General features: G+C 58.0%; 22 protein-coding genes. 4 read left to right on the top strand and 18 right to left on the bottom strand.

Translation table 11 applies throughout. The annotated features are described in order from the left end of the window. Positions 1 to 59 precede the first annotated feature (59 nt). Positions 60 to 383 carry a DDRRRQL repeat protein YjdP gene (yjdP, locus tag C6A40_RS17060; RefSeq protein WP_021242926.1) on the top strand — a complete coding sequence of 108 codons (324 nt, stop codon included), beginning with the start codon at positions 60 to 62 and terminating at the stop codon, positions 381 to 383. Positions 384 to 465: 82 nt separating this feature from the next. Here yjdP and phnP read toward each other — a convergent pair whose 3' ends face one another. From phnP to C6A40_RS16975, 16 genes are all read right to left on the bottom strand, one after another. Beyond that, a complete protein-coding gene (gene phnP, locus C6A40_RS17055) occupies positions 466 to 1,224 on the bottom strand; it encodes a phosphonate metabolism protein PhnP (protein WP_045335181.1) in 759 nt (252 codons plus the stop codon). A 9-nt stretch (positions 1,225 to 1,233) separates the two neighbouring features. Beyond that, a complete protein-coding gene (gene phnO / locus C6A40_RS17050) occupies positions 1,234 to 1,668 on the bottom strand; it encodes an aminoalkylphosphonate N-acetyltransferase (RefSeq protein WP_021242924.1) in 435 nt (144 codons plus the stop codon). Continuing rightward, the gene (gene phnN / locus C6A40_RS17045) at positions 1,661 to 2,212 is read right to left on the bottom strand and encodes a ribose 1,5-bisphosphokinase (protein ID WP_102046715.1); all 552 of its coding nucleotides are present in this window, start codon (positions 2,210 to 2,212) and stop codon (positions 1,661 to 1,663) included. Before phnN ends, phnO begins: the two co-directional genes overlap by 8 nt. Further along, positions 2,209 to 3,345 (bottom strand): alpha-D-ribose 1-methylphosphonate 5-triphosphate diphosphatase, encoded by a 1,137-nt coding sequence (gene phnM, locus C6A40_RS17040; protein WP_045335184.1) that lies wholly within the window; start codon positions 3,343 to 3,345, stop codon positions 2,209 to 2,211. The genes phnN and phnM overlap by 4 nt, the downstream gene beginning before the upstream one ends. Beyond that, entirely contained in the window at positions 3,342 to 4,022 is a 681-nt protein-coding gene (phnL, locus tag C6A40_RS17035) for a phosphonate C-P lyase system protein PhnL (protein WP_045335185.1), read from the bottom strand. Before phnL ends, phnM begins: the two co-directional genes overlap by 4 nt. A gap of 208 nt (positions 4,023 to 4,230) precedes the next feature. After that, positions 4,231 to 4,986, bottom strand: a complete 756-nt coding sequence (phnK, locus tag C6A40_RS17025) for a phosphonate C-P lyase system protein PhnK (RefSeq protein ID WP_008500057.1) — start codon at positions 4,984 to 4,986, stop codon at positions 4,231 to 4,233. Next, entirely contained in the window at positions 4,983 to 5,828 is an 846-nt protein-coding gene (locus C6A40_RS17020; protein ID WP_045335187.1) for an alpha-D-ribose 1-methylphosphonate 5-phosphate C-P-lyase PhnJ, read from the bottom strand. Before C6A40_RS17020 ends, phnK begins: the two co-directional genes overlap by 4 nt. After that, entirely contained in the window at positions 5,821 to 6,885 is a 1,065-nt protein-coding gene (locus tag C6A40_RS17015; RefSeq protein WP_045335188.1) for a carbon-phosphorus lyase complex subunit PhnI, read from the bottom strand. Before C6A40_RS17015 ends, C6A40_RS17020 begins: the two co-directional genes overlap by 8 nt. After that, complete coding sequence (phnH, locus tag C6A40_RS17010; protein ID WP_008500060.1) at positions 6,885 to 7,469, bottom strand: phosphonate C-P lyase system protein PhnH; 585 nt, start codon at positions 7,467 to 7,469, stop codon at positions 6,885 to 6,887. Before phnH ends, C6A40_RS17015 begins: the two co-directional genes overlap by 1 nt. Further along, positions 7,466 to 7,918 carry a phosphonate C-P lyase system protein PhnG gene (gene phnG, locus C6A40_RS17005; RefSeq protein WP_045335189.1) on the bottom strand — a complete coding sequence of 151 codons (453 nt, stop codon included), beginning with the start codon at positions 7,916 to 7,918 and terminating at the stop codon, positions 7,466 to 7,468. Before phnG ends, phnH begins: the two co-directional genes overlap by 4 nt. After that, positions 7,919 to 8,644, bottom strand: coding sequence for a phosphonate metabolism transcriptional regulator PhnF (phnF, locus tag C6A40_RS17000; RefSeq protein WP_023326523.1), 726 nt, complete (start codon positions 8,642 to 8,644; stop codon positions 7,919 to 7,921). Between the two features lie 20 nt (positions 8,645 to 8,664). Further along, positions 8,665 to 9,444, bottom strand: a complete 780-nt coding sequence (gene phnE, locus C6A40_RS16995) for a phosphonate ABC transporter, permease protein PhnE (protein ID WP_008500063.1) — start codon at positions 9,442 to 9,444, stop codon at positions 8,665 to 8,667. A gap of 102 nt (positions 9,445 to 9,546) precedes the next feature. Further along, entirely contained in the window at positions 9,547 to 10,563 is a 1,017-nt protein-coding gene (gene phnD / locus C6A40_RS16990) for a phosphonate ABC transporter substrate-binding protein (RefSeq protein ID WP_045335191.1), read from the bottom strand. A 24-nt stretch (positions 10,564 to 10,587) separates the two neighbouring features. Further along, the gene (gene phnC / locus C6A40_RS16985; RefSeq protein ID WP_023618659.1) at positions 10,588 to 11,376 is read right to left on the bottom strand and encodes a phosphonate ABC transporter ATP-binding protein; all 789 of its coding nucleotides are present in this window, start codon (positions 11,374 to 11,376) and stop codon (positions 10,588 to 10,590) included. A gap of 173 nt (positions 11,377 to 11,549) precedes the next feature. Next, a complete protein-coding gene (gene yjdN / locus C6A40_RS16980) occupies positions 11,550 to 11,990 on the bottom strand; it encodes a VOC family metalloprotein YjdN (RefSeq protein WP_045335202.1) in 441 nt (146 codons plus the stop codon). 123 nt (positions 11,991 to 12,113) lie between these two features. Further along, positions 12,114 to 12,449 (bottom strand): zinc ribbon domain-containing protein YjdM, encoded by a 336-nt coding sequence (locus tag C6A40_RS16975; protein ID WP_008500067.1) that lies wholly within the window; start codon positions 12,447 to 12,449, stop codon positions 12,114 to 12,116. Between the two features lie 594 nt (positions 12,450 to 13,043). On the opposite strand from C6A40_RS16975, the gene crfC reads away from it, so the two are divergent. Then, complete coding sequence (crfC, locus tag C6A40_RS16970) at positions 13,044 to 15,389, top strand: clamp-binding protein CrfC (RefSeq protein WP_045335192.1); 2,346 nt, start codon at positions 13,044 to 13,046, stop codon at positions 15,387 to 15,389. After that, the gene (locus C6A40_RS16965) at positions 15,386 to 16,261 is read left to right on the top strand and encodes a diguanylate cyclase regulator RdcB family protein (RefSeq protein ID WP_045335194.1); all 876 of its coding nucleotides are present in this window, start codon (positions 15,386 to 15,388) and stop codon (positions 16,259 to 16,261) included. The genes crfC and C6A40_RS16965 overlap by 4 nt, the downstream gene beginning before the upstream one ends. Before the next feature lie 57 nt (positions 16,262 to 16,318). On the opposite strand, the gene kdgT is transcribed toward C6A40_RS16965, so the two are convergent. After that, the gene (gene kdgT / locus C6A40_RS16960) at positions 16,319 to 17,311 is read right to left on the bottom strand and encodes a 2-keto-3-deoxygluconate transporter (RefSeq protein WP_008500071.1); all 993 of its coding nucleotides are present in this window, start codon (positions 17,309 to 17,311) and stop codon (positions 16,319 to 16,321) included. Between the two features lie 650 nt (positions 17,312 to 17,961). Between kdgT and proP the strand changes: the two genes are divergently transcribed. Beyond that, entirely contained in the window at positions 17,962 to 19,464 is a 1,503-nt protein-coding gene (gene proP / locus C6A40_RS16955) for a glycine betaine/L-proline transporter ProP (protein ID WP_008500072.1), read from the top strand. 32 nt (positions 19,465 to 19,496) lie between these two features. On the opposite strand, the gene C6A40_RS16950 is transcribed toward proP, so the two are convergent. Next, entirely contained in the window at positions 19,497 to 20,450 is a 954-nt protein-coding gene (locus tag C6A40_RS16950; protein WP_045335196.1) for a nickel/cobalt transporter, read from the bottom strand. Between the last annotated feature and the right edge of the window lie 423 nt (positions 20,451 to 20,873).

Raw genomic sequence — 20,873 nt, 5'->3', positions numbered from 1 at the left:
CTACCCCCACACCCTGCTGTTCATTACCTTAAGGCCAGTTCACCTGCGAGTCTGGCCTTATGAAACGTTACTCTACCGCTCTGTTATTTGGTCTGCTGTCACTCACCAGCCAGCTGGCGCATGCCGATATCGTTGATGATGCTATTGGCAACATTCAACAGGCAATCAACGACGCCTATAACCCCAGCAGCAGCCGCAGCAACGATGATGACGATCGTTATGACGATAACCGTCGCATGGATAGCCGTCAGTATGACGATCGCCGTCGGCAGCTCGAAGACAGACGCCGCCGTTTAGACGAGCGTCAGCGCCAGCTGGATGACGACAGACGCCGTCTGGAAGAGGATGAGCGCAGGTTAGAAGACGATTACGATCGAGGCTAAAGCCTGGTGGCGCTTCGCTTACGCAGGCCTGCAAAACCCTGGCGCGTAGGCCGGGTAAGGCGCAGCCGCCACCCGGCAAAACTCAGTCGAGAACCAACACCATTCCGTCATACCCCGCTTCAATGCCGTCAGGCAGCGGGTTATCCATCATCCACACGTCAAACTGATGGCTAATGTGCGTCAGGATCACCTGCGGGCAGCCAATCACTTCGTTTAACGCCATCACGGTATTTAAGTCGCAATGGTTTCGCGGCGTCTCGTCGCGCGGTTCGTGGCTGCAGTCGATAATCATCGTCTGCGGCTGATTGTTAAGCAGGAACTTCACCGTTTTTTCCGGCAGCCCGGCGGTGTCGGACAGCCAGGCCACGCGGCTGTGGGCCGATTCCAGCAGATACCCGAAGGTCAGTTTCGAATGGTTGAGCGGCAGCGGCGTGACCCGCATTCCCTGAAGTTCAAACATCACAAAGGGTTCGACCGTGTGGCTGAAATCCAGAATCCCCGGATGTTTAAACAGGTCGTCGCATCCTGCTTCGTCCGGCGGACCGTAAACCGGAATCGTCGCGCCCACGCCCCAGCGCAGGGGGAAGAGTCCCTGAACGTGATCCATATGGTAATGGGTCAGCAAAAACTGCTGAAAGCTGCCTGCAGCCCAGTCGTCCATCAGATGTGGAATACCGGCATCCAGCAGGGTCACCGCATCGTTGAATTTGACCACCGCGCTACAGGGGCGACGGCGATAGGTCTCCTGCAGGCGCGCCCGGCGGCACGCCGCGCAGTCGCAGCCAAAGACCGGCACCAGTTGCGCGCTTCCGGTTCCTGTTAACGTGATTGTCAGACTCATAACGCACCTCTACAGCGGTTTGGTGAATCGGAAATGGCTCTGCGTATATCCTTCACGGACGTAAAAACGGTGGGCGTCGGTGCGTTTCACGCTGGTGGAGAGCTCGGTCAGCTCCGCACCGGCCTCTCGTGCCACCCCTTCCGCCCAGGCCAGCAGCTGGCTGCCCACCTTTAACCCGCGCGCCTGCGGCATCACCACCAGCTCCTGGATCTCGCCGATCCAGCGTGCGTGGTGGAGGTGAAACTGCATGTGCAGGCCGATCATGCCGATGACCTGCCCGTCCAGTTCGGCAAGCTGGTAGCGCATATTGTGATCCTGCAGATTGGCAAGATAGCCCGCGTGAAACGCCTGGTGATCAAATTCGGCCTGCTTTAATTCGCAGATTAACGCATAGACGATTTGCGCATCGTCGGCGGTGGCGGGGCGAAGCGTGCAGTCAGGCATGCTGTTTCTCCTTCTGACGGATAAGCGATAAAAAGGTCTCGACTGACTGTAGCAAACTTCCGTCGTTATTAAGGATATGGCAGTCGGACGGGGCGTAGCGCGCCGCACGCGCAAGCCGCTGATCGATCTCACGGGCGGATTCACGACCCCGGCTCTGCAACCGGCTGCGCAGGACGTCCGGTGAAACCTGCAGGCAGACCGGCAGCAGGGCCGCCCCATAGCGGGCGCGCGCCTGCGGAAGATGCGCCCGTGAACCGTTGACCAACACGTCGAACCCCGCATGCAGCCACAGATCGGTCTCGATGCCGATCCCATAGTAATAGCCGTTGGCGTGCCAGCTCAGCGCCAGCAGGTTTTGCCCGGCACGAATGAAAAACTCCTGCTCGCTCAGGGCGATATGGTTTTCACTCCCCGCATTCGCCGACCGGGTAATGTACCGGTGCGCCACCAGCAGTTGCGGATGCTCCTGCTGCCGTAAGGCGGACAGCAGGCTGTCCTTACCGGAGCCGGACGGCCCCATTAACCAGATAAGTCTTCCCATCAGAACACCCTTTTTCCCTGACGCCAGACGTGGTCAATATGGATGTGCTCGCCCTTGCGGTGGGCCAGCACCAAATCCGCCCGCTTGCCTTCGGCTATCTCGCCGCGATCCTGCAAGTTAAGCGCCGAGGCCGGGTTTTTCGTCACCAGGCGAATCGCCTGCGGCAGCGTAAAGCGGTTGCCCTCGTCGTCCGCGACGCAGAAGGCCGCGTCGAGCAGGCTGGCGGGGTAGTAGTCGGACGAGAGAATATCCAGCAGGCCGAGGGACGCGAGCCTGCTTGCCGCAACGTTGCCGGAGTGCGAGCCGCCGCGCACGATGTTCGGTGCGCCCATCAGCACGTTCATGCCGTGCTTGCGGGAGGCTTCAGCCGCCTCGAACGTGGTGGGAAATTCGGCGATCACGCTGCCAAGCTGGTGGGATTCGAGCACGTGATCGTGCGTGGCATCGTCATGGCTGGCCAGCGCGATATTGCGGTCCCGGCACATCGCCGCAATTCGGACACGGTTAGGCTGCGACCACCGTGCCGCAAGCGCCAGCTGCTCTTCTTCATAACGGGCCATCTCCGCGTCGCTGAGGGAATATTTGCCCTGATAGTATTCGCGATATTTTTCAATGTTGGCGAACTGACGCTGCCCCGGCGAGTGGTCCATCAGGGAGACCAGCGACACCGGCTCGCGGCCGACCAGCTTTTCAAACAGCGGCAGGGTAGTGTGGTGCGGCAGCTCGCAGCGCAGGTGCAGGCGGTGCTCGGCGCGGTTGAGGCCGCGCTTTTGCGTCTCCTCGACGGCGTTGATCATCTTCTCCAGGTTCTCCAGACGGTCGCCGCCGTCGCGCACGTCGCCAATAGCCACCGCGTCCAGTACGGTGGTGATGCCGCTGGCGACCATCAGCGCGTCGTGGCTGCTCATCGCTGAATGCGCGGGCCAGTCCACCTTCGGGCGGGGGGTGAAGAACTTGTCCAGATTATCGGTATGCAGTTCGATCAGCCCCGGCAGCAGCCAGCCGCCGTCGCCGTCCATCGCCTCGGGCGAGCGGCTCTGGGTTTCAGCAAACGCGCGGATTGTTCCGTCCTGGATCTCAATCGAGCCGTCAACCACTTCATTATCCAGTATCAGCTTGACGTTATTGATAATCATGCGGGAGTCCCCATTGGGTGCAGCCTGTCCGCGACGCGGGTGCGAACACTCTCGTCGTGGAAGATCCCGACGATCGCCGCCCCGCGCGCTTTGGCCTGTTCGATCAGCTCCACCACGGCCGCGCTGTTTTTAGCGTCGAGCGAGGCGGTGGGTTCATCCAGAAGTAAAATCGGGTAGTCGACGATAAAGCCGCGGGCGATATTGACGCGCTGCTGCTCGCCGCCGGAAAAGGTCGACGGGGCAAGGTGCCACAGGCGCTCGGGCACGTTCAGGCGCGTCAGCAGGCTGGCGGCTTTGGCGGCACAGGTTTCGCGCGGTACGCCAAGATCCAGCAGGGGCTGCATCACCACGTCCAGGGCGGAGATCCGCGGGATCACCCGCAGAAACTGGCTCACCCAGCCGATCGTCGAGCGGCGCACCTCCAGCACCTTACGCGCCGGGGCCTGCACCAGGTCGATCCATTCATCGCCGTGGCGAATATGAATATGGCCTTCGTCGGGCAGATAGTTGGCGTAGAGGGAGCGCAGCAGGGTCGATTTTCCGCTGCCGGAGTGGCCGTGCAGCACCACGCATTCGCCGCGATTAACCTCCAGCGAGGCATTTTGCAGCACCGGCAGGCGCACGCCGTTTTGCTGGTGGAGCACAAAGGTCTTACTTACGTTTTGTACGTGGATCATGTTGGCCTCGCGATTCGTTTTGCCGGGTGGCGGCTATGCCTTACCCGGCCTACAAGGTGCGGTGTTCGTGTTGCCGGGTGGCGGCTTCGCCTTACCCGGCCTACAAGGTGCGGTGTTCGTGTTGCCGGGTGGCGGCTACGCCTTACCCGGCCTACAGGTGCGCTATTCGTAGGCCGGGTAAGCGCAGCGCCACCCGGCAGCAGCAACCTCAGTTCTGCAACACGGACGACACCAGAAGCTGGGTGTACGGATGATGGGGATCGTCGAGCACGCGGTCGGTTAACCCACTTTCCACCACCTGGCCCTGCTTCATCACCAGCAGGCGGTCCGCCAGCAGGCGCGCGACGCCCAAATCGTGGGTGACAATCACCACCGCCAGGTTCAGTTCCACCACCAGGCCGCGCAGCAGGTCGAGCAGGCGGGCCTGCACCGAGACGTCCAGCCCGCCGGTGGGTTCATCCATAAACACCAGCTTCGGGTGCGTGACCAGGTTGCGGGCAATTTGCAGGCGCTGCTGCATGCCGCCGGAGAAGGTTGTCGGCAGGTCGTCGATACGCGAGGCGGGGATTTCCACTTCTTCCAGCCAGTGCTGCGCCGTAGCGCGGATATTGCCGTAGTGGCGCGCGCCGGTGGCCATCAGGCGTTCGCCGATATTGCCTCCGGCAGAGACCTGACGGCGCAGGCCGTCCATCGGATGCTGGTGCACCACGCCCCACTCGGTGCGCAGCAGACGGCGGCGCTCGGCCTCGCTCATGCCGTAGAGCGAGGCGCCCTCATACAAAATGTCGCCGTTCTGCGGCGTCAGGCGCGCGGAGATGGATTTCAGCAGGGTGGTTTTGCCGGAACCGGACTCGCCGACGATCCCCAGCACTTCGCCCGGCCACAGCTCGAACGACACGTCGCTAAAGCCTTTGCCCGGCGCATACAGGTGGGTCAGGTGATTTACCGAAAGCAGCGGTTTCATTGGCCGTTCGCCTCGCTCTGTTGGCGGCAGAAATCGGTGTCGGAGCAGACAAACATCCGTTTGCCCGTGTCGTCCAGCACCACTTCGTCCAGGTAGCTGTGTTTGGATCCGCAGATGGCGCACGGCTCGTCCCATTCCTGCACCGTAAACGGGTGATCGTCAAAATCGAGACTTTCCACGCGGGTGTACGGCGGTACGGCGTAGATGCGTTTTTCACGTCCGGCACCGAACAGCTGCAGGGCGGGCATCATGTCCATCTTCGGGTTATCGAATTTTGGGATCGGCGACGGGTCCATCACGTAGCGGCCGTTCACCTTCACCGGGTAGGCGTAGGTGGTGGCGATATGGCCGAAGCGGGCGATATCCTCATACAGCTTCACCTGCATCACGCCGTACTCTTCCAGCGCGTGCATGGTGCGGGTTTCGGTTTCGCGCGGCTCGATAAAGCGCAGCGGTTCCGGGATCGGCACCTGAAAAATCAAAATCTGATCTTCCGTGAGCGGGGTTTCCGGAATGCGGTGGCGGGTCTGGATCAGCGTCGCGTCTTCGGTTTTTTCGGTGGTCGCGACGCCCGTTACCCGCTGAAAGAAGGTGCGGATCGATACGGCGTTGGTGGTGTCGTCCGCGCCCTGGTCGATGACTTTCAACACGTCCGCCTCGCCGATCACGCTGGCGGTAATCTGGATGCCGCCCGTCCCCCAGCCGTAGGGCATCGGCATTTCTCGGCCGCCGAACGGCACCTGATAGCCAGGAATCGCCACCGCTTTTAAGATGGCGCGCCGGATCATGCGTTTGGTTTGCTCGTCCAGATAGGCAAAGTTGTAGCCGCTTAAGTTAGTCATTGGCGCGCTCCCGTTGCAGGCGTTTCAGCAGTTCCAGTTCGGCCTGGAAATCGACGTAGTGCGGCAGCTTGAGGTGCGAGACAAAGCCCGCGGCCTCGACGTTATCCGCGTGGGCCAGCACAAACTCTTCGTCCTGCGCCGGGCCAGCAACGTGCTCGCCGTAGTCCGGTGCCTGCAGGGCGCGGTCGACCAGCGCCATGGCCATCGCCTTGCGTTCGCCGAGGCCAAACACCAGCCCGTAGCCGCGGGTAAAGTGCGGGTCTTCATTTTCGGGCGCGACAAAACCGTTCACCATTTCACACTCGGTCATCAGTAGTTCGCCGACGTTTACGGCAAAACCCAGCTCTTCCGGCACGATTTCGACGTCGATATAGCCGCTGCGAATTTCGGCGGCAAACGGGTGGTTGCGCCCGTAGCCACGCTGGGTGGAGTAGGCCAGCGCCAGCAGATAGCCTTCGTCGCCGCGCATCAGCTGCTGCAGGCGGGACGAGCGCGAGCACGGGTAAACCGGCGGCGTGCGGGTGATGTCATCCGGCTGCGCGCCGGAGTCCTCTTCCGCCTTCGCCAGGCCCTGTTTCGCCAGCAGGCTGAAGACGTGCGGAGACGGTTCCTGTTCGGCGTCAGAGGTGCTGAGTCGTGGCGCCTCGCCGTTCGCCAGCAGGGTAAAATCCAGCAGGCGATGGGTGTAGTCATAGGTAGGGCCGAGCCGCTGGCCGCCGGGAATGTCTTTATAAACGGCAGAAATGCGACGCTCCAGGCGCATCTGTGCCGTGTTGATGGGTTCGCTGACCGCCAGCTTCGCCAGCGTGGTGCGGTAGGCGCGCAGCAGGAAGATGGCTTCCACGTTATCGCCGCTGGCCTGCTTGAGGGCCAGCGCCGCCAGCTCGCGGTCGGCGATACCGCCCTCGGTCATCACCCGATCGACGGCGAGATTAAGCTGCTGTTCAATCTGGGCGACGCTCAGCTCGGGGAGCTGTTCATCGCCCCGTCGTCTGTGCGCCTGCAACGCATGGGCGGCGGCGATGGCCTTCTCGCCCCCTTTGACGGCAACGTACATCAGCACACCTCCACGTGGGTGGTCCGCGGGATGGCCAGCAGGCGCTCGCCGCAGGTCAGGATCAGGTCAATGCCCAGCGGGAACGGGTGCGGGCGCTCGGTCAGCTCGTGAATGATGCACTCCGGCAGCTGCGGCGCGACCATGCGCTCGTCGGCGATGCCTGCGCCCGTCAGGCGCAGCATGCGGCCGCCGCTCAGGCTGGCGACCTGCAAAATCAGCGTGGCGCTGGTTTCCGGGGCGACGGCGGTGCCTTCGCTCAGGGCATTCAGCTGTTCATGGCTGATTTGTTCGTCGGCCACGGCAAAGATTGCCTGCTGCGGCTGTTCAACAAGCGGGGCGCCGGTGTGAAAACGCAGGTTCTGGTTGGCGATATCGTTCGACAGCGCGCCCGAAAGCCATACCGGGGTATCGTTGTCGGCCAGGGTGAGCAGCACGCTGGTTGTCGCCAGGTTCAGCGGCAGCCAGCCCTGAGAGAGCTGGTGCAGCGAGACAATCACGCCCGGCTCGCTCATGGCCTTCAGCAGGCGACGAAAACTGTGTTGGGCATCCTGGACGGCCAGGGTAAAAGCAGGTTGAAGCGTCATGCGTTGTCTCCGCGAACGAGCGTAAAGAAGTCGACCCGGCTGGTATTCACTTCGGCCTGACGCGCGGCAAGACGTGCGGCGCGGTCGGCCTCCAGCGGGGAAATAAGGGTTTCCATCAGCGTCTGGAAATGCGGTTGTTCCTGTAAAAGCGCGTCGATGACCGCGCAGCGCTCGGCGTGCGCTTTATCACGCCCCAGCACGTAGCCGTAGCCCAGCGTGCCGCTGTGCAGGCGGATCGCTGCGCGGGTGAGGGTGGCGTCCCCGGCGAAGAAGCGCTCGCCGGTGCCGCCCATGCGCGCCTGGATCTGAACGAGGCCGATCTCCGGCGCGCGGAGGAGGTCGTACCCGGGAGCCAGGGCAAGGGCGTTCATGCGGGCAGCCAGCGCAGCAGGCTGGCTGTGGGCCAGCACGCGCATCCAGCGCTGTCGGGTGGCGGTGTCGAAGTGCATTCAGTGCTCCATGGTGAATTCGATCATGTCGGCGCGGGTCAGGCTGACGGAGTATTCCGTCGCGTCTATCTCGCCGTCACGGTGGTTGAGGGTGCGCACGCAGAGCAGCGGGGCCATATTGGGGATCTCCAGCACCTTGCTCTCTTTCGCCTGCGCGCGGCGGGCGCTGATGCGCGTCTGGGTGCGTTTCAGCGCAATGCCTGTCGCATTCTGGAGAAAATCATGCAGCGATCCGCTGGAGAAATTCTGCAGCACCGGCCAGAGGGTGAGGTCCGCGAAGTAGTGATCGATCTGGCACACCGCGACGCCGTTGACCCGGCGCAGCGTGCGCAGGTGGATGACGTTGTCGCCCTCCTGAATACCCAGCGCGTCCGCCACGTGGCTGGAGGCCGGACGCAGCACCGAGAGCAGCTTTTCGCTGGTCGGGTGGCTGCCCTGATCCAGCAGGTTCTGGCTAAAGCGCGCCTGGGCGTTAAGCGGGTAGTCGAACGGGCGCATCAGCACCAGCACGCCCACGCCCTGACGGCGCTGGACCCAGCCGCGCTCGACCAGCTGGTCAATGGCGCGGCGCAGGGTGTGTCGGTTCACCTCATAGCGGTCAGCAAGCTGCTGCTCGGCAGGAAGGTAGTCTCCGCAGCGGTAGTGCGTGCGAAGCTCCACTTCGAGCTTTGCCGCGATCTCTTGCCAGCGGGTGGGGTAACTGGTCGGATGTCTGGATAAGTGCATAGAAAACAAAGCCTCGCTTCTCAGATGAAGTGCTTACGCAAACGTTGAGAGAGGAAATCCAGCAGGCTGACGGTGACGATGATGAGCACCATCAGGGCGCAGGTTTGCTGGAACTGGAAACCGCGAATCGCTTCCCACAGGGTGACGCCAATCCCGCCTGCGCCGACCATGCCGACGACGGTGGCGGAGCGGACGTTGGACTCAAAGCGGTACAGGGAGTAGGAGATCAGGAGCGGCATCACCTGCGGCAGGACGCCGTAGAGGATCTCTTCGATTTTATTGGCGCCGGTGGCGCGAATGCCTTCCACCGGACCGGGCTCGATGGCTTCGACCGCCTCGGAAAGCAGCTTGGAGAGCACGCCGGTGGTGTGAATGAACAGCGCCATGACGCCCGCGAACGGACCGAGGCCGACGGCGACCACGAACAGCATCGCAAAGACCATTTCGTTGATCGCACGACAGGCGTCCATCAGGCGGCGCATGGGCTGGTATACCCACCACGGCACGATGTTTTCAGCGCTCATCAGGCCAAACGGAATGGAGAGAATAACGGCCAGCGCGGTGCCCCAGACGGCGATTTGCAGGGTGACCGCCATTTCACTGAGGTAGTCCTGCCACTGGCTGAAGTCCGGCGGGAAGAAGTCGGCAGCGAAGGTCGCCATATTGCCCGCGTCTTTGAAGAGCAGCAGCGGATCCATTTCCGCGCCCTTCCAGGAGATAACCAGCACCGCCAGCAGGATGGCCCAGCTTATGAGCGAGAACCAGCTGCGCTTCGGCGGCGGGAGGGTGATGGTTTGCATGTGTAACTCCGCAGGTCTTTGTGTGCCGGATGGCGCTACGCTTATCCGGCCTACGATCCAAAATGTAGGCCCGGTAAGCGCAGCGCCACCGGGCGAAAAGCGTTACTGCACCGCTTTATTCACGCTGGTCATCGCGCCGAGCGCGGCGGTCAGGCGGTCGAGGTCTTCAAGCTGGGCCTGAATCGCGGCCACTTTGCTGGTCTTCTCCTCGTCCTTCAGGCCTTTGTTGTCCTTCACGCCCTGCATCTCTTTAAACAGCGCCAGCTGGCGAATCGGCACCAGCTGCAGGTCGCTTGACGGGCGGAACGGTGCCCAGCCCAGACGTTCCAGAACTGCTTTCTCTTCCGGCGTTTTGCCGTAGGTCATAAAGAAGTCGTACACCTTGTCCTTGGTGCTTTCGGACAGGTTTTTACGCCACACTATCGGGTCGCCGGGGATCAGCGGGGATTTCCAGATAACCTTGATCTCTTTCAGCTTGTCCGGTGCGGACGTCTTCAGCTTGTCGAGGTTCTCGGTGTTGTTGGTGGCAACGTCCACCTGCTTGTTGGCCACGGCCAGAGCGTTGGTTTCATGGCTGGCGTTTACCGTGCGCTTGAAGTCGCTGGCGGAGGCGTTGTTTTTGGCGAAGACGTAGTAGCCAGGGACCAGGTAACCCGAGGTGGAGTTCGGATCGCCGTTGCCGAAGGTTAGCTCTTTGCGTTTGGCGAGCATGTCGTTGAGGTTGTTGATCGGGCTGTCTTTGTTGACGATCAGTACGCTCCAGTAGCCCGGGGAGCCATCTGCCGCGACGGTCTGGGCAAAGACCTGGCCGTTCGCGCGGTCCACCGCTTCCATGGCGGAGAGGTTGCCGTACCAGGCGATGTCCACTTTGTTAAAGCGCATCCCCTGGATGATGCCCGCGTAGTCCGGGGCGAAGAAGGCGTTCACTTTGATCCCCAGCTTGGTTTCCATATCTTTCAGGAACGGTTCCCACTGAGGTTTCAGGTTTTGCTGTGATTCCGTCGAAATAATGCCGAAGTTCAGCGCTTTTTCCTGCTCTTCCGCATACGCCGGGCTTAACAGGGTGCTGAGGCTGAACATGCTGGTAAAGGCCAGCGCGGCAACGGCTTTGTAGCTCATGTACTTTCCTCGGATCGGGTTTAATTAAGCAGCCTGCGCGTTCTCTTCGACGCGGTTAATGCTGCGGTAGAGATGGTCAAAACGTTCGTTATCAAACTGATGGCTCGCGCCATCAAAGAACACGTGCCCCTGACGCAGGGCGACGATGCGTTCGCAGTAGCGCAGGGCGTAATCCACCTGATGGAGCGTGACCACCACGGTAATGCCGTCGTTCTGGTTAATGTCGCGCAGGGTCTCCATCACGATGCGGGCGGACTCCGGGTCCAGCGAGGCGATGGGTTCGTCAGCAAGAATGATTTGCGCTTTTTGCATCAGCGCGCGCGCAATCGCCACGCGCTGCTGTTGTCCACCGGACAGGGTGGAGACGCGCTGGTGGGCGAAATGCGCCATGCCGACGCGGGTCAGCGCCTGTAAAGCTTCCTGCTTCTGGGAAGGGGTGAACCAGCGCAGACAGGTGCGCCAGAACGGGGTGCTGCCGAGCGCGCCAATCAGCACGTTCTCCAGCACCGTCAGGCGGTTTACCAGGTTGAACTGCTGGAAGATGTAGCCCGTCTGGGCGCGGCTCTTGCGGATATCGCTCGCCAGACGCCCGGCGCGCTGTACGGTATTACCCAGCAGCTCGACGTGGCTTTCCGGCGTTTTATCGCCGGTGATAAGCCCGCTCAAATGGCGCAGAAGGGTGGATTTACCCGAGCCGGAAGGCCCGAGAAGCGCCACCATGTCGCCCTGCCGGACGGTCAGATCAACGGCATGCAGAGCCTTGTTATGATTGAAGGTCTTGCTCAGTTTCTCGACGCGGATGACAGTTTGCATGTGCTGGGCCTCACGATAAATGTGGCCTCATGCTGGCGCATCAATGTGACATTTGGGTTAAGTGCAGGTTGCGGGAGTTTGAAGAGTTGAGCGGAGTTTGATGACAATCACAGTAGGCCCGGTCAGCGCAGCGCCACCGGTCGCTGTTGCCGGCTGCGCTGCGCGTGTCCTGCCTACGACGTTTGTTGCTTGACGACGTTAATCATCCACGGCACGCCGTATTTGTCGGTGACTTTACCGAAACCGTGCGCCCAGAAGGTCTCCTGCCACGCCATGTCGATATTCCCGCCATCGGCAAGGTTGTCGAACCAGCGCTTGCCTTCTGACACATCCTGCGTGTCGAGAACCAGCGTAAAGCCCGCGTACTGCGCGTTGCTGCCGGGCGGCATCCCGTCGCTCATCATGATATCGCTGCCCGCAATGCGGACGTTGGAGTGGGCGATAGCCGAATCCGGAAACTGCATACCGGACGGACAGCCTTCTTCGCTGTTATCGCTTTTTGGCATTTCGCCGAAGGTAATTTTATAGAGAAGTTCTGCGCCGACGGCTTGCTGGTAAAAGGCGGTGGCCTCAGCGCAGTTGCCGGCGAAAGAGATGTAGGGACTTAACGGCATAATCTTTACCTCACGAAAGAAAAGCCCGTTAAGTTTAGTTCTTTTTTTGTAGGCCGGATAAGCGTAGCGCATCCGGCAAAAGCGCCCGGTGGCGCTTCGCTTACCGGGCGTACAGGTGGAAAATCAGTTCTTTTTCACGAACTCAGATTTCAGTTTCATTGGACCGAAGCCGTCAATTTTGCAGTCGATATTATGATCGCCTTCAACCAGACGGATATTCTTCACTTTGGTGCCGATTTTCAGCATGGAAGAACTGCCTTTCACCTTCAGGTCCTTAACGACGGTAACGCTGTCACCGTCTGCCAGCAGATTGCCGTTCGCATCTTTTACGATGAGCGCATCAGCATCCTGAGCCGGCTCGGCATCATTCCATTCATGAGCGCATTCCGGGCAGATGAACATGCCATTATCTTCATAGGTGTATTCAGAATTGCATTTTGGGCAGTGTGGGAGAGACATATCGGTATCCTCAAAAGTGTAAACGCGCTGGAAAGTGCCAGCTAAATGACGGCAGGGTGCCGAAAAAGGCGGCAAGTATAGCGCAAATCCACACCGTTGTCGGTGATATTGTGAATTAAAAAAGCCAAAAAGCGTATCGGGAGTGACACGTTCTGTCAGTCAGTTACGCGAAGCTTATGTCCATTAACACGGTGGGAAGAAATGACGATAAATATATCGAATATTTTATTGCAGCAAATTGCTACGCTCTGCCATTTCGGATAAGGTGAAGCGACACATTGTTATTTATCTCCGGACTTTGCTGCCATACATATCTTATGGCAGTGGTGCATTACCTCTCTTTTTAGGTGGGTAAATAATGGTGATATATCCTGAAGTTTCTTAAAAATGGGCTACGCTTTTTTCTTTTGGCTATCAGGCCTGGAGAAGAGTTCTACACGCCATGCAAGGATAGGGAATTATTCCTGATTATCTTCAATCAGTTATATTTCGGCGAACATGTTTTCCACACGTGATCATATAAGCCTGAACAACATAATAAAAACCAGTGGCTTAATAAAAGTAATAAATTTGCGTTAAGGAAAGGCTTTTATCATGCACACACAGACCATTTTTGAATTAAGCCAGGAAGCCGAGCGTTTGTTACAGCTTGCCCTGCAAAATCTTGATACGTTGAAATCAATGCCCACTGAGATGCTGGAGAGCACAGAGGCTGCTATTACTGGCGAAACAAACAACGTTTTACCTTTGCATTTTAGCGCGCGCGGTGTCGATGCCCAGCAGGCGATGCTGAATAATGAATTACGCAAAATAACCCGGCTGGAAATGGTCCTGGCCATTGTTGGCACCATGAAAGCGGGGAAATCGACCACCATTAATGCGATTGTGGGTACCGAAGTGTTGCCGAACCGCAATCGTCCAATGACGGCGCTTCCGACGTTGATTCGCCACACGCCGGGTCAGAAGGAACCGGTGCTGCATTTCTCTCATGCCTCCCCGATTGATGAATTGATCCAACTGCTTCAGAAACAGCTCTGTGATTACGACCGCGGGAAGCTGGCTCAGCGTCTGGAAATTGATAAAGACATGAATACGCTGCTGGAGCGCATTGAAAAAGGGGAAGCGTTTGAGAAGCATCACCTGGGCGCGCAGCCGATATTTCATTGTCTGAAAAGCCTCAACGATCTGGTGAGACTTTCCCAGGCGCTGGGTGTGGAGTTTCCGTTCTCTGAATATACGGCTATTGAACATATCCCGGTGATTGAAGTGGAGTTCGTGCATCTTGCGGGCCTGGATGCCCACCTCGGGCAGCTGACGCTGCTCGATACGCCCGGGCCGAACGAGGCCGGACAGCCGCATCTGCAAAAAATGCTCAGCGAGCAGTTGTCCCGCGCATCGGCGGTGCTGGCCGTGATGGATTATACCCAGCTTAAATCCATTTCTGATGAAGAAGTCCGCCAGGCGATTTCCGCGGCGGGAAAATCGGTGCCGCTGTATGCGCTGGTCAATAAATTCGATCAGAAAGATCGCAATAGCGATGATGAAGAACAGATTCGGGCGATGATCTCCGGCACCTTAATGAAAGGCAATATTTCGCCTGGCCAGATTTACCCCGTGTCGTCCATGTGGGCGTATCTGGCGAACCGCGCGCGCTATGAGCTAGGTTCGCATGGACGACTGCCGGATCATCAGGAGCAACCCTGGGTGCAGGATTTTGCCGAAGCCGCACTCGGACGTCGCTGGCGTACGGCGGACCTGGACGATATCGACCATATCCGACATTCTGCCGATTTGCTCTGGGAAGATTCGCTCTTCGAGCAACCGATACGGAAACTGATTTACGCCGCCTATGCCAATGCCTCGCTCTACGCGCTGCGTTCGGCCTCGCATAAGCTTCTCAACTACGCGCAAAACGCCCGCGAGTATCTCGATTTCCGCTATCAGGGGCTGACGGTGGCCTTTGAGGCGCTGGAGCTGAATATCGCACGTCTGGAAGAGGACATGGCGCTTTTGCAGACGCGTCAGCGCGTGGTGAGCGATGAGGTGAAACACGAGGTTGAGGAAGCGCTGAACGCCACCGCGGACTTTATGGGATCCCAAAAAACCGCGCTTCACCAGGCGATTGACCAGGTGTTCAGCACGCTCCCGATTCTTGATTCGGCAGGCACCGAACGGCAGCAACTTCGCGGTGAGAGGGTGAAGCAGCTGGTGCTGGACGATGAAGGGCAGGCGCAGATTGCGCTGAGTAAATTACGCGCCTCCTGCGAGCGGGTGATGCTGGATGCCCAGACGAAGATCGGCCGGGAGCTGGCGTTACGCTTCGATCAGCTGGAGTCCACGCTGGCGCGTTCTCTTAACGAAGCCATGCGTCCCATCGAAACGCGTATTAAAGAGCATCTGAGCCATGCGGGTTTTCGGGCGCGCATCAGCTTCCCGGCGTTTCAGGCAAGCCAGCTTAACTTCAATACGCGAGCGCTGTTTAACGATGCGATTGCGCAGGACGACAGCCGGGCCGCCCCACCTTCCGGCGGGAGCAGCATGCGTGAAACGGTCTCTCGCTGGCTCAATAATCCTGGCTGGGGCTGGGACGAGTATGTGGAAACGCGCACGCGCTATGTTATCGACATTGCGCAGCTACATGACAAATTTAAGCAACATATTGATCAGTTTTGTGAACAAATACGTAAAGCTTTGTCCGCGCAGGTCGATGTCTCTGTTACGGCAGGAATGGCGACGTTCTTTGCAGAATTTTCGTTGTGCCTGACCGGGTTACAGGAAAGCTTGCGTGATAGCCTCGCAGTGCGTCAGCAAAATGAGCACTCAACCCGAGCGCTCTGCCAGTTGTTGAAGCAAAGCATCACTACTGCGACGTGGATACAGGAAGATACCCGACTGTTACGCGATGATATTCAAACTCTATTCGCGGCAGAGCAACCATGACAACACCACTACTGGACGGCCCCGGGCGAACGCTGGAGTGTATTAATCCAAAATTTATGGTCGATCTGGTGCAGGGGGGAGACGCGGCGCGTCATCCTCGCCTGGGACCACAGCAGCTGCAGTTTCGCGAGCGTTTGACGCAGGAAATCATGACGCATACCCGGCTACGCCCTTGGGCGATGGCGGGGATGCTCAATGAAAATGCGGCGCTGCGCCTGGGGCTGGCGGAAAAGCTGGCCGGGATGCTTGATCCGGGCCATCTCGCGCTGACGCTGATGGCAGAGAAGCTGATTGCGCTGCGTCAGCAGACTCACCCACGCACCCTGCAGTCTCCCGGACTGACGCAGCAGTACGCCGATCTCGTGTCTCATTTTACCCAACGCGCAGCCTGGAAAGAAAAGGCGCTGACCCAGCGCGGGCTAACGGTGCAGGCGGGTGAGCACAGTGAGCAAATTTTTACCCGCTGGCGGGCCGGACATTATGATGGCTGGTCGCTGGCCGGGCGCTGTTTTATCGTTCTGGAAGAGCTGCGCTGGGGAGCATTTGGCGACGCTTGCCGCCTCGCGAAAGAAGATGTGGCGGCCATGCTTAAGGATAACCTGCGCAGCATGGCGGCTAACTATCTGGCGCAGGGCATTAATGCCTCACCCACGACCCGCCATTTTTATCACCAGTGGCTGACAGCGCCTGCTTCTCCCGGAACTATCGATCATAAAGACATGCTGGGCTGGCTGGGGGACTGGTGTCAGGCGGATAAGCATCCGGTGAGCTGGTCAGTGACGCAAAACTGGCAGACCGTCGCACTGGGGATGCCGAGGCTCTGTTCGGCAAAACGGCTGGTGGACGGGATGGTAGAAGAGATTTTTGGGTAAATCCCTTACCCCTCACCCTCTCCCCGCAGGGAAGAGGGGATGGTTTGGTGCAGTGTGTTAATGGCGGAGTTCGACCGCTTTTCGTTCGATATTTTGCTCGGGGGCATTGGCGTAGCGTTTCGCATATAGCGCCGTGATGATCGGCACCAGTAGCGCAGTGACAATCACGCTGGCGGCAACCAGCGCCGTCGCTGAAGCGGCTACCGGTTCGAAGGCCGGGTTAATCTGGGCAATAATCACCGGGTTGGCGACGGCAGCGCCTGCGGCTGAAGAGGCGGCGACGCCCGCCGTGCCGTTTCCTCCCCCGATCACGCGGTCGGCAACAATCAGCGGAATACCGGTAATGACGATTACGGCGACACCCAGCACAATACCCAGCAGGCCGGTATCAAGGATAACCTTCAGGTTGATGGTGTTCCCCAGCGCAAAGCCGAAGAACGGGATCAGCACCGGCGTGGCTTTGCTGAAGAAATCACGCAGATCGTGATCGAGGTTGCCAAGGGCAAAGCCGATCAGGAAGGGCAGGATTGCGCCGACAAAGTGGTGGGGTTCAAAAGAGGCCAGGCCAGCAGACCCCAGGATCAGCATCGTCATCAGCGGGCCTGATTCGAGAGACATCAAGACAAATGCGCCGGACTCTTCTTTCGTCCCGTACTGGTTCATCAGGCTGGCGTACAATCCGCCGTTAGTCATATCCATCGCGGAGACAATCGCCAGCACCGATAACCCCGCGAAGAACCCGGTCTGAATTCCATTCTCCGGGATGAACATCGCGCATATCATTGCCACCGCCCAGGCTACCGCTATTTTGGTTATTACCAGCGTGCCGGATTTCCGTAATACGGTACCTGTCGCCCGCAAATTAATGGATGCACCGATACAAAAAAACCAGACGGCAAGAATTGGAACCGTGCCCGTTATCATGCCTTTTGTGAAACCACCAAAATAAGCCCCGGTATCAGGGGCAAGGGTATTCAGGATGGCGCCCAGCACCAGCGGAACCAGCATCATACCGCCGGGTATGCGTTCTATCGTGGCTTTAATCTTCATGGACAATCCTCACATCTGACCCCGCAGGACGGGCGTTCGGTGTTAAAAATTAGTCAATAAATTCAATTGATTGGCATTTGTTTTTGAGTGGCGTTTCTCGATAATCCCGCCAGGAAAATAATTGTTTTCTCTCGATTAACTTCATTGGAAAACACATGAAATGCTGTATTCGGATTTATCATGCGATCATTGGAATATTGATTCAATCAAAATAAAACATCGTTTTAGTTATCTTTGTCACATATTCAATGTAAAACTATCGGCGGCTTCACGATGAAGAAAATTTATGTAAATTGAATGTGAGTAAACGTGGTTTGTTTTTTTGTTGCGAAAGAACTCATGACGTGCGTGAGAGTGCTCATGAGGCGGGGATGAGAAAGGGCTTATTTGCACTGATTGACAAATACTGGACTGAGTTGACCTGACGCTGAAATATGTGTGAAGTTGATCACAAATATAAACGCTGGTAGGGTAAAAAGGTCATTAACTGCCCAGACAGGCGTCAACAGGTTCGGTTGTATCGACGTAAAACGTCAATGTAAGTAAACCTGCTACGCTTGAATAAGGCGATTCGCATGGAGCGGATCCCATGGTTCACAGAACGCACGCTGGACTGTGAAACAGACAGGGCCGAGTCAACGAGGATAGCTATGCTGAGAAGGAAAAAGATTAAACCCATCACGCTTCGCGACGTCACCATTATTGATGACGCCAAACTGCGTAAAGCGATTACCGCAGCCTCGCTCGGTAATGCGATGGAATGGTTCGATTTTGGTGTCTACGGCTTTGTGGCCTATGCGTTAGGTAAAGTGTTTTTCCCCGGGGCCGATCCCAGCCTGCAGATGATTGCGGCACTGGGTACGTTCTCCGTTCCCTTCCTGATTCGCCCGCTGGGTGGTCTGTTCTTCGGTATGCTCGGTGATAAATATGGTCGTCAGAAGATCCTGGCTATCACCATCGTCATTATGTCGATCAGTACATTCTGTATCGGCCTTATACCGTCTTACGCCACTATCGGCATTTGGGCACCGATTCTGCTGCTGATCTGTAAGATGGCACAGGGCTTCTCCGTGGGCGGTGAATATACTGGCGCCTCGATCTTCGTTGCCGAGTATTCTCCTGACCGTAAGCGCGGGTTTATGGGAAGCTGGCTGGACTTCGGCTCCATTGCCGGTTTTGTCCTGGGCGCGGGTGTGGTGGTCCTGATTTCAACCGTGGTGGGGGAAGAGAACTTCCTCGACTGGGGCTGGCGTATCCCATTCTTCCTGGCACTGCCGCTGGGGATCATTGGTCTCTACCTGCGTCATGCGCTTGAAGAGACGCCTGCGTTCCAGCAGCACGTTGATAAGCTGGAGCAGGGTGACCGCGAAGGGCTGCAGGACGGTCCGAAGGTATCGTTCAAAGAGATTGCCACTAAGCACTGGCGAAGCCTGCTGGTCTGTATCGGTCTGGTGATCTCCACCAACGTGACCTATTACATGCTGCTGACCTACATGCCGAGCTATCTGTCGCATAACCTGCACTACTCGGAAGATCACGGTGTGCTGATCATTATCGCCATCATGGTGGGTATGCTGTTTGTGCAGCCGATTATGGGCCTGTTGAGTGACCGCTTTGGTCGTCGACCGTTCATTATTCTGGGAAGCGTTGCGCTGTTTGCCCTCGCCATCCCGGCATTTATTCTGATCAACAGTAATGTACTGGGGCTGATTTTTGCCGGTCTGCTGATGCTGGCGGTGATCCTTAACTGCTTTATCGGGGTGATGGCCTCAACGCTGCCCGCGATGTTCCCGACCCATATTCGCTACAGCGCGCTGGCCGCGGCCTTCAACATCTCGGTGCTGATTGCCGGTCTGACCCCGACGCTTGCCGCCTCGCTGGTGGAGAGCACGCAGAACCTGATGATGCCTGCTTATTACCTGATGGTGATCGCGGTGATTGGTTTGATTACCGGTATTACCATGAAGGAGACGGCGAATCGCCCTCTGAAAGGCGCAACGCCTGCGGCATCGGATATCCAGGAAGCGAAAGAGATCCTCCGTGAGCACTACGATAATGTAGAGCAGAAGATTGAGGATATTGACGCCGAGATTGAAGAACTGCAGAAAAAACGTTCCCGACTGGTGGATCAGCATCCACGCATCAACGAGTAACAAAAAACCCGCCGCTGGCGGGTTTTCTTTTATTAGCATCCTGCGGCGATGTAGTCGCCATTGGCGCTGATGGGGATCACCGTCAGGAACAGCACCGTCGCGAACAGGATCAGGACTATCCCTCCGGCTATTTTGACGGTCGGCACCAGCCATTTTAACGAGGCGCTTTCTCCGAACCAGGCCACCGTGCGTTCGCGGGCGTAACGTACAGCCAATGAAAGCCCCATAATAGAGAGCGCGGTTCCCAGCGACATAGTCATGACTGCGGCCATCCCCCAGGTTACGATGCCCAGCGCGTTGGAGAACATCAGGATCATGATTGCCCCGCTGCACGGGCGTGCGCCAATCGCCAGTATCACGCCCAGACGGGTTTTCCAGTCGCCCTGCGTCAGGTCTGCACCTACGCCGTGATGACCGCAGCCACAGTGTTCGTCGTGCTGATGAAGGGGCTTAATGGCAGAGACAGACATCCTGCGCGGGCGCAGGCTCTTCAGCGCCCGGTAAATGACGAATGCGCCGAATGCGCCAATAAGCACTGCGCTGATCTTCTCCACATACCAGCGGCTGGTACTGATATCCCCAGAGGCGAGGTTAAATCCTACCGCCAGGATAAAGACAAACAGAATGGCGCTGACGCCCTGCATCAGGCTGCCCAGGAAAGGGACGACCCGGGCGGCCAGCTCGCTTTCCTTATTGGTAGTCAGATAGGTCGTCACAATGAATTTTCCGTGCCCGGGGCCAATGGCGTGGAGTACGCCATAAAGGAAAGCCCCCGTTAACAACCATAATCCGCCGCTGTACTGGTGGTTATTTAGCTGCAGCAGGTACATCACCAGATAGCGGTGCAGGGTAATTTGGGTGGCGAGACACCACTGGATAAAGGCGTTCCAGTGCGCATGCAGGGTAAAACCGGCAAAGAGAATTGCCAGCAGCATCAACCCAGCGGTAGGGAGACGCCAGTCACGGGTGAGGCGTTGTGTGGTCATGAAGCGGCCTGCACAGAGAAGAGTATTTGCCGCCAGTATAGTTGATCTTCCCGCTCAGTTCGTGGGATCGCATTGGGATCCGTGCAGAATTGTGGATAACTTTGTGCATAAATGGGTATAAGGCGGGGTTTTGCTGGGGAATGCAGCAGTCAGTCATTTTTTTGCAACTTTTCGGTTGCGGTCGTTCGCGAACTCCCTATAATGCGCCTCCATCGACACGGCGGATGTGAATCACTTCACAGACAACGCGGTCGGTTGAAGAGAAAAAATCCTGAAATAACGGGTTGACTCTGAAAGAGGAAAGCGTAATATACGCCACCTCGCAACGGTGAGCGAAAGCCGCGTTGCACTGCTCTTTAACAATTTATCAGACAATCTGTGTGGGCACTCAAAGTGACATGGATTCTTAACGTCCTCGGACGA

Origin of the sequence: Enterobacter sp. GER_MD16_1505_Eko_090, from assembly GCF_003331015.1 — a bacterium.
Taxonomy (GTDB): domain Bacteria; phylum Pseudomonadota; class Gammaproteobacteria; order Enterobacterales; family Enterobacteriaceae; genus Enterobacter; species Enterobacter roggenkampii.
Note: the sequence above shows the minus strand (reverse complement) of the source record. Positions and strands in the feature narration are given on the sequence as shown.

Bases quoted from the DNA above. Each gene is read 5' to 3' on its own strand.
- yjdP (WP_021242926.1), top strand. From the start codon at position 60: ATGAAACGTTACTCTACCGCTCTGTTATTTGGTCTGCTGTCACTCACC.
- phnP (WP_045335181.1), bottom strand. From the start codon at position 1,224: ATGAGTCTGACAATCACGTTAACAGGAACCGGAAGCGCGCAACTGGTG.
- phnO (WP_021242924.1), bottom strand. From the start codon at position 1,668: ATGCCTGACTGCACGCTTCGCCCCGCCACCGCCGACGATGCGCAAATC.
- phnM (WP_045335184.1), bottom strand. From the start codon at position 3,345: ATGATTATCAATAACGTCAAGCTGATACTGGATAATGAAGTGGTTGAC.
- phnL (WP_045335185.1), bottom strand. From the start codon at position 4,022: ATGATCCACGTACAAAACGTAAGTAAGACCTTTGTGCTCCACCAGCAA.
- phnK (WP_008500057.1), bottom strand. From the start codon at position 4,986: ATGAAACCGCTGCTTTCGGTAAATCACCTGACCCACCTGTATGCGCCG.
- C6A40_RS17020 (WP_045335187.1), bottom strand. From the start codon at position 5,828: ATGACTAACTTAAGCGGCTACAACTTTGCCTATCTGGACGAGCAAACC.
- C6A40_RS17015 (WP_045335188.1), bottom strand. From the start codon at position 6,885: ATGTACGTTGCCGTCAAAGGGGGCGAGAAGGCCATCGCCGCCGCCCAT.
- phnH (WP_008500060.1), bottom strand. From the start codon at position 7,469: ATGACGCTTCAACCTGCTTTTACCCTGGCCGTCCAGGATGCCCAACAC.
- phnG (WP_045335189.1), bottom strand. From the start codon at position 7,918: ATGCACTTCGACACCGCCACCCGACAGCGCTGGATGCGCGTGCTGGCC.
- phnF (WP_023326523.1), bottom strand. From the start codon at position 8,644: ATGCACTTATCCAGACATCCGACCAGTTACCCCACCCGCTGGCAAGAG.
- phnE (WP_008500063.1), bottom strand. From the start codon at position 9,444: ATGCAAACCATCACCCTCCCGCCGCCGAAGCGCAGCTGGTTCTCGCTC.
- phnD (WP_045335191.1), bottom strand. From the start codon at position 10,563: ATGAGCTACAAAGCCGTTGCCGCGCTGGCCTTTACCAGCATGTTCAGC.
- phnC (WP_023618659.1), bottom strand. From the start codon at position 11,376: ATGCAAACTGTCATCCGCGTCGAGAAACTGAGCAAGACCTTCAATCAT.
- yjdN (WP_045335202.1), bottom strand. From the start codon at position 11,990: ATGCCGTTAAGTCCCTACATCTCTTTCGCCGGCAACTGCGCTGAGGCC.
- C6A40_RS16975 (WP_008500067.1), bottom strand. From the start codon at position 12,449: ATGTCTCTCCCACACTGCCCAAAATGCAATTCTGAATACACCTATGAA.
- crfC (WP_045335192.1), top strand. From the start codon at position 13,044: ATGCACACACAGACCATTTTTGAATTAAGCCAGGAAGCCGAGCGTTTG.
- C6A40_RS16965 (WP_045335194.1), top strand. From the start codon at position 15,386: ATGACAACACCACTACTGGACGGCCCCGGGCGAACGCTGGAGTGTATT.
- kdgT (WP_008500071.1), bottom strand. From the start codon at position 17,311: ATGAAGATTAAAGCCACGATAGAACGCATACCCGGCGGTATGATGCTG.
- proP (WP_008500072.1), top strand. From the start codon at position 17,962: ATGCTGAGAAGGAAAAAGATTAAACCCATCACGCTTCGCGACGTCACC.
- C6A40_RS16950 (WP_045335196.1), bottom strand. From the start codon at position 20,450: ATGACCACACAACGCCTCACCCGTGACTGGCGTCTCCCTACCGCTGGG.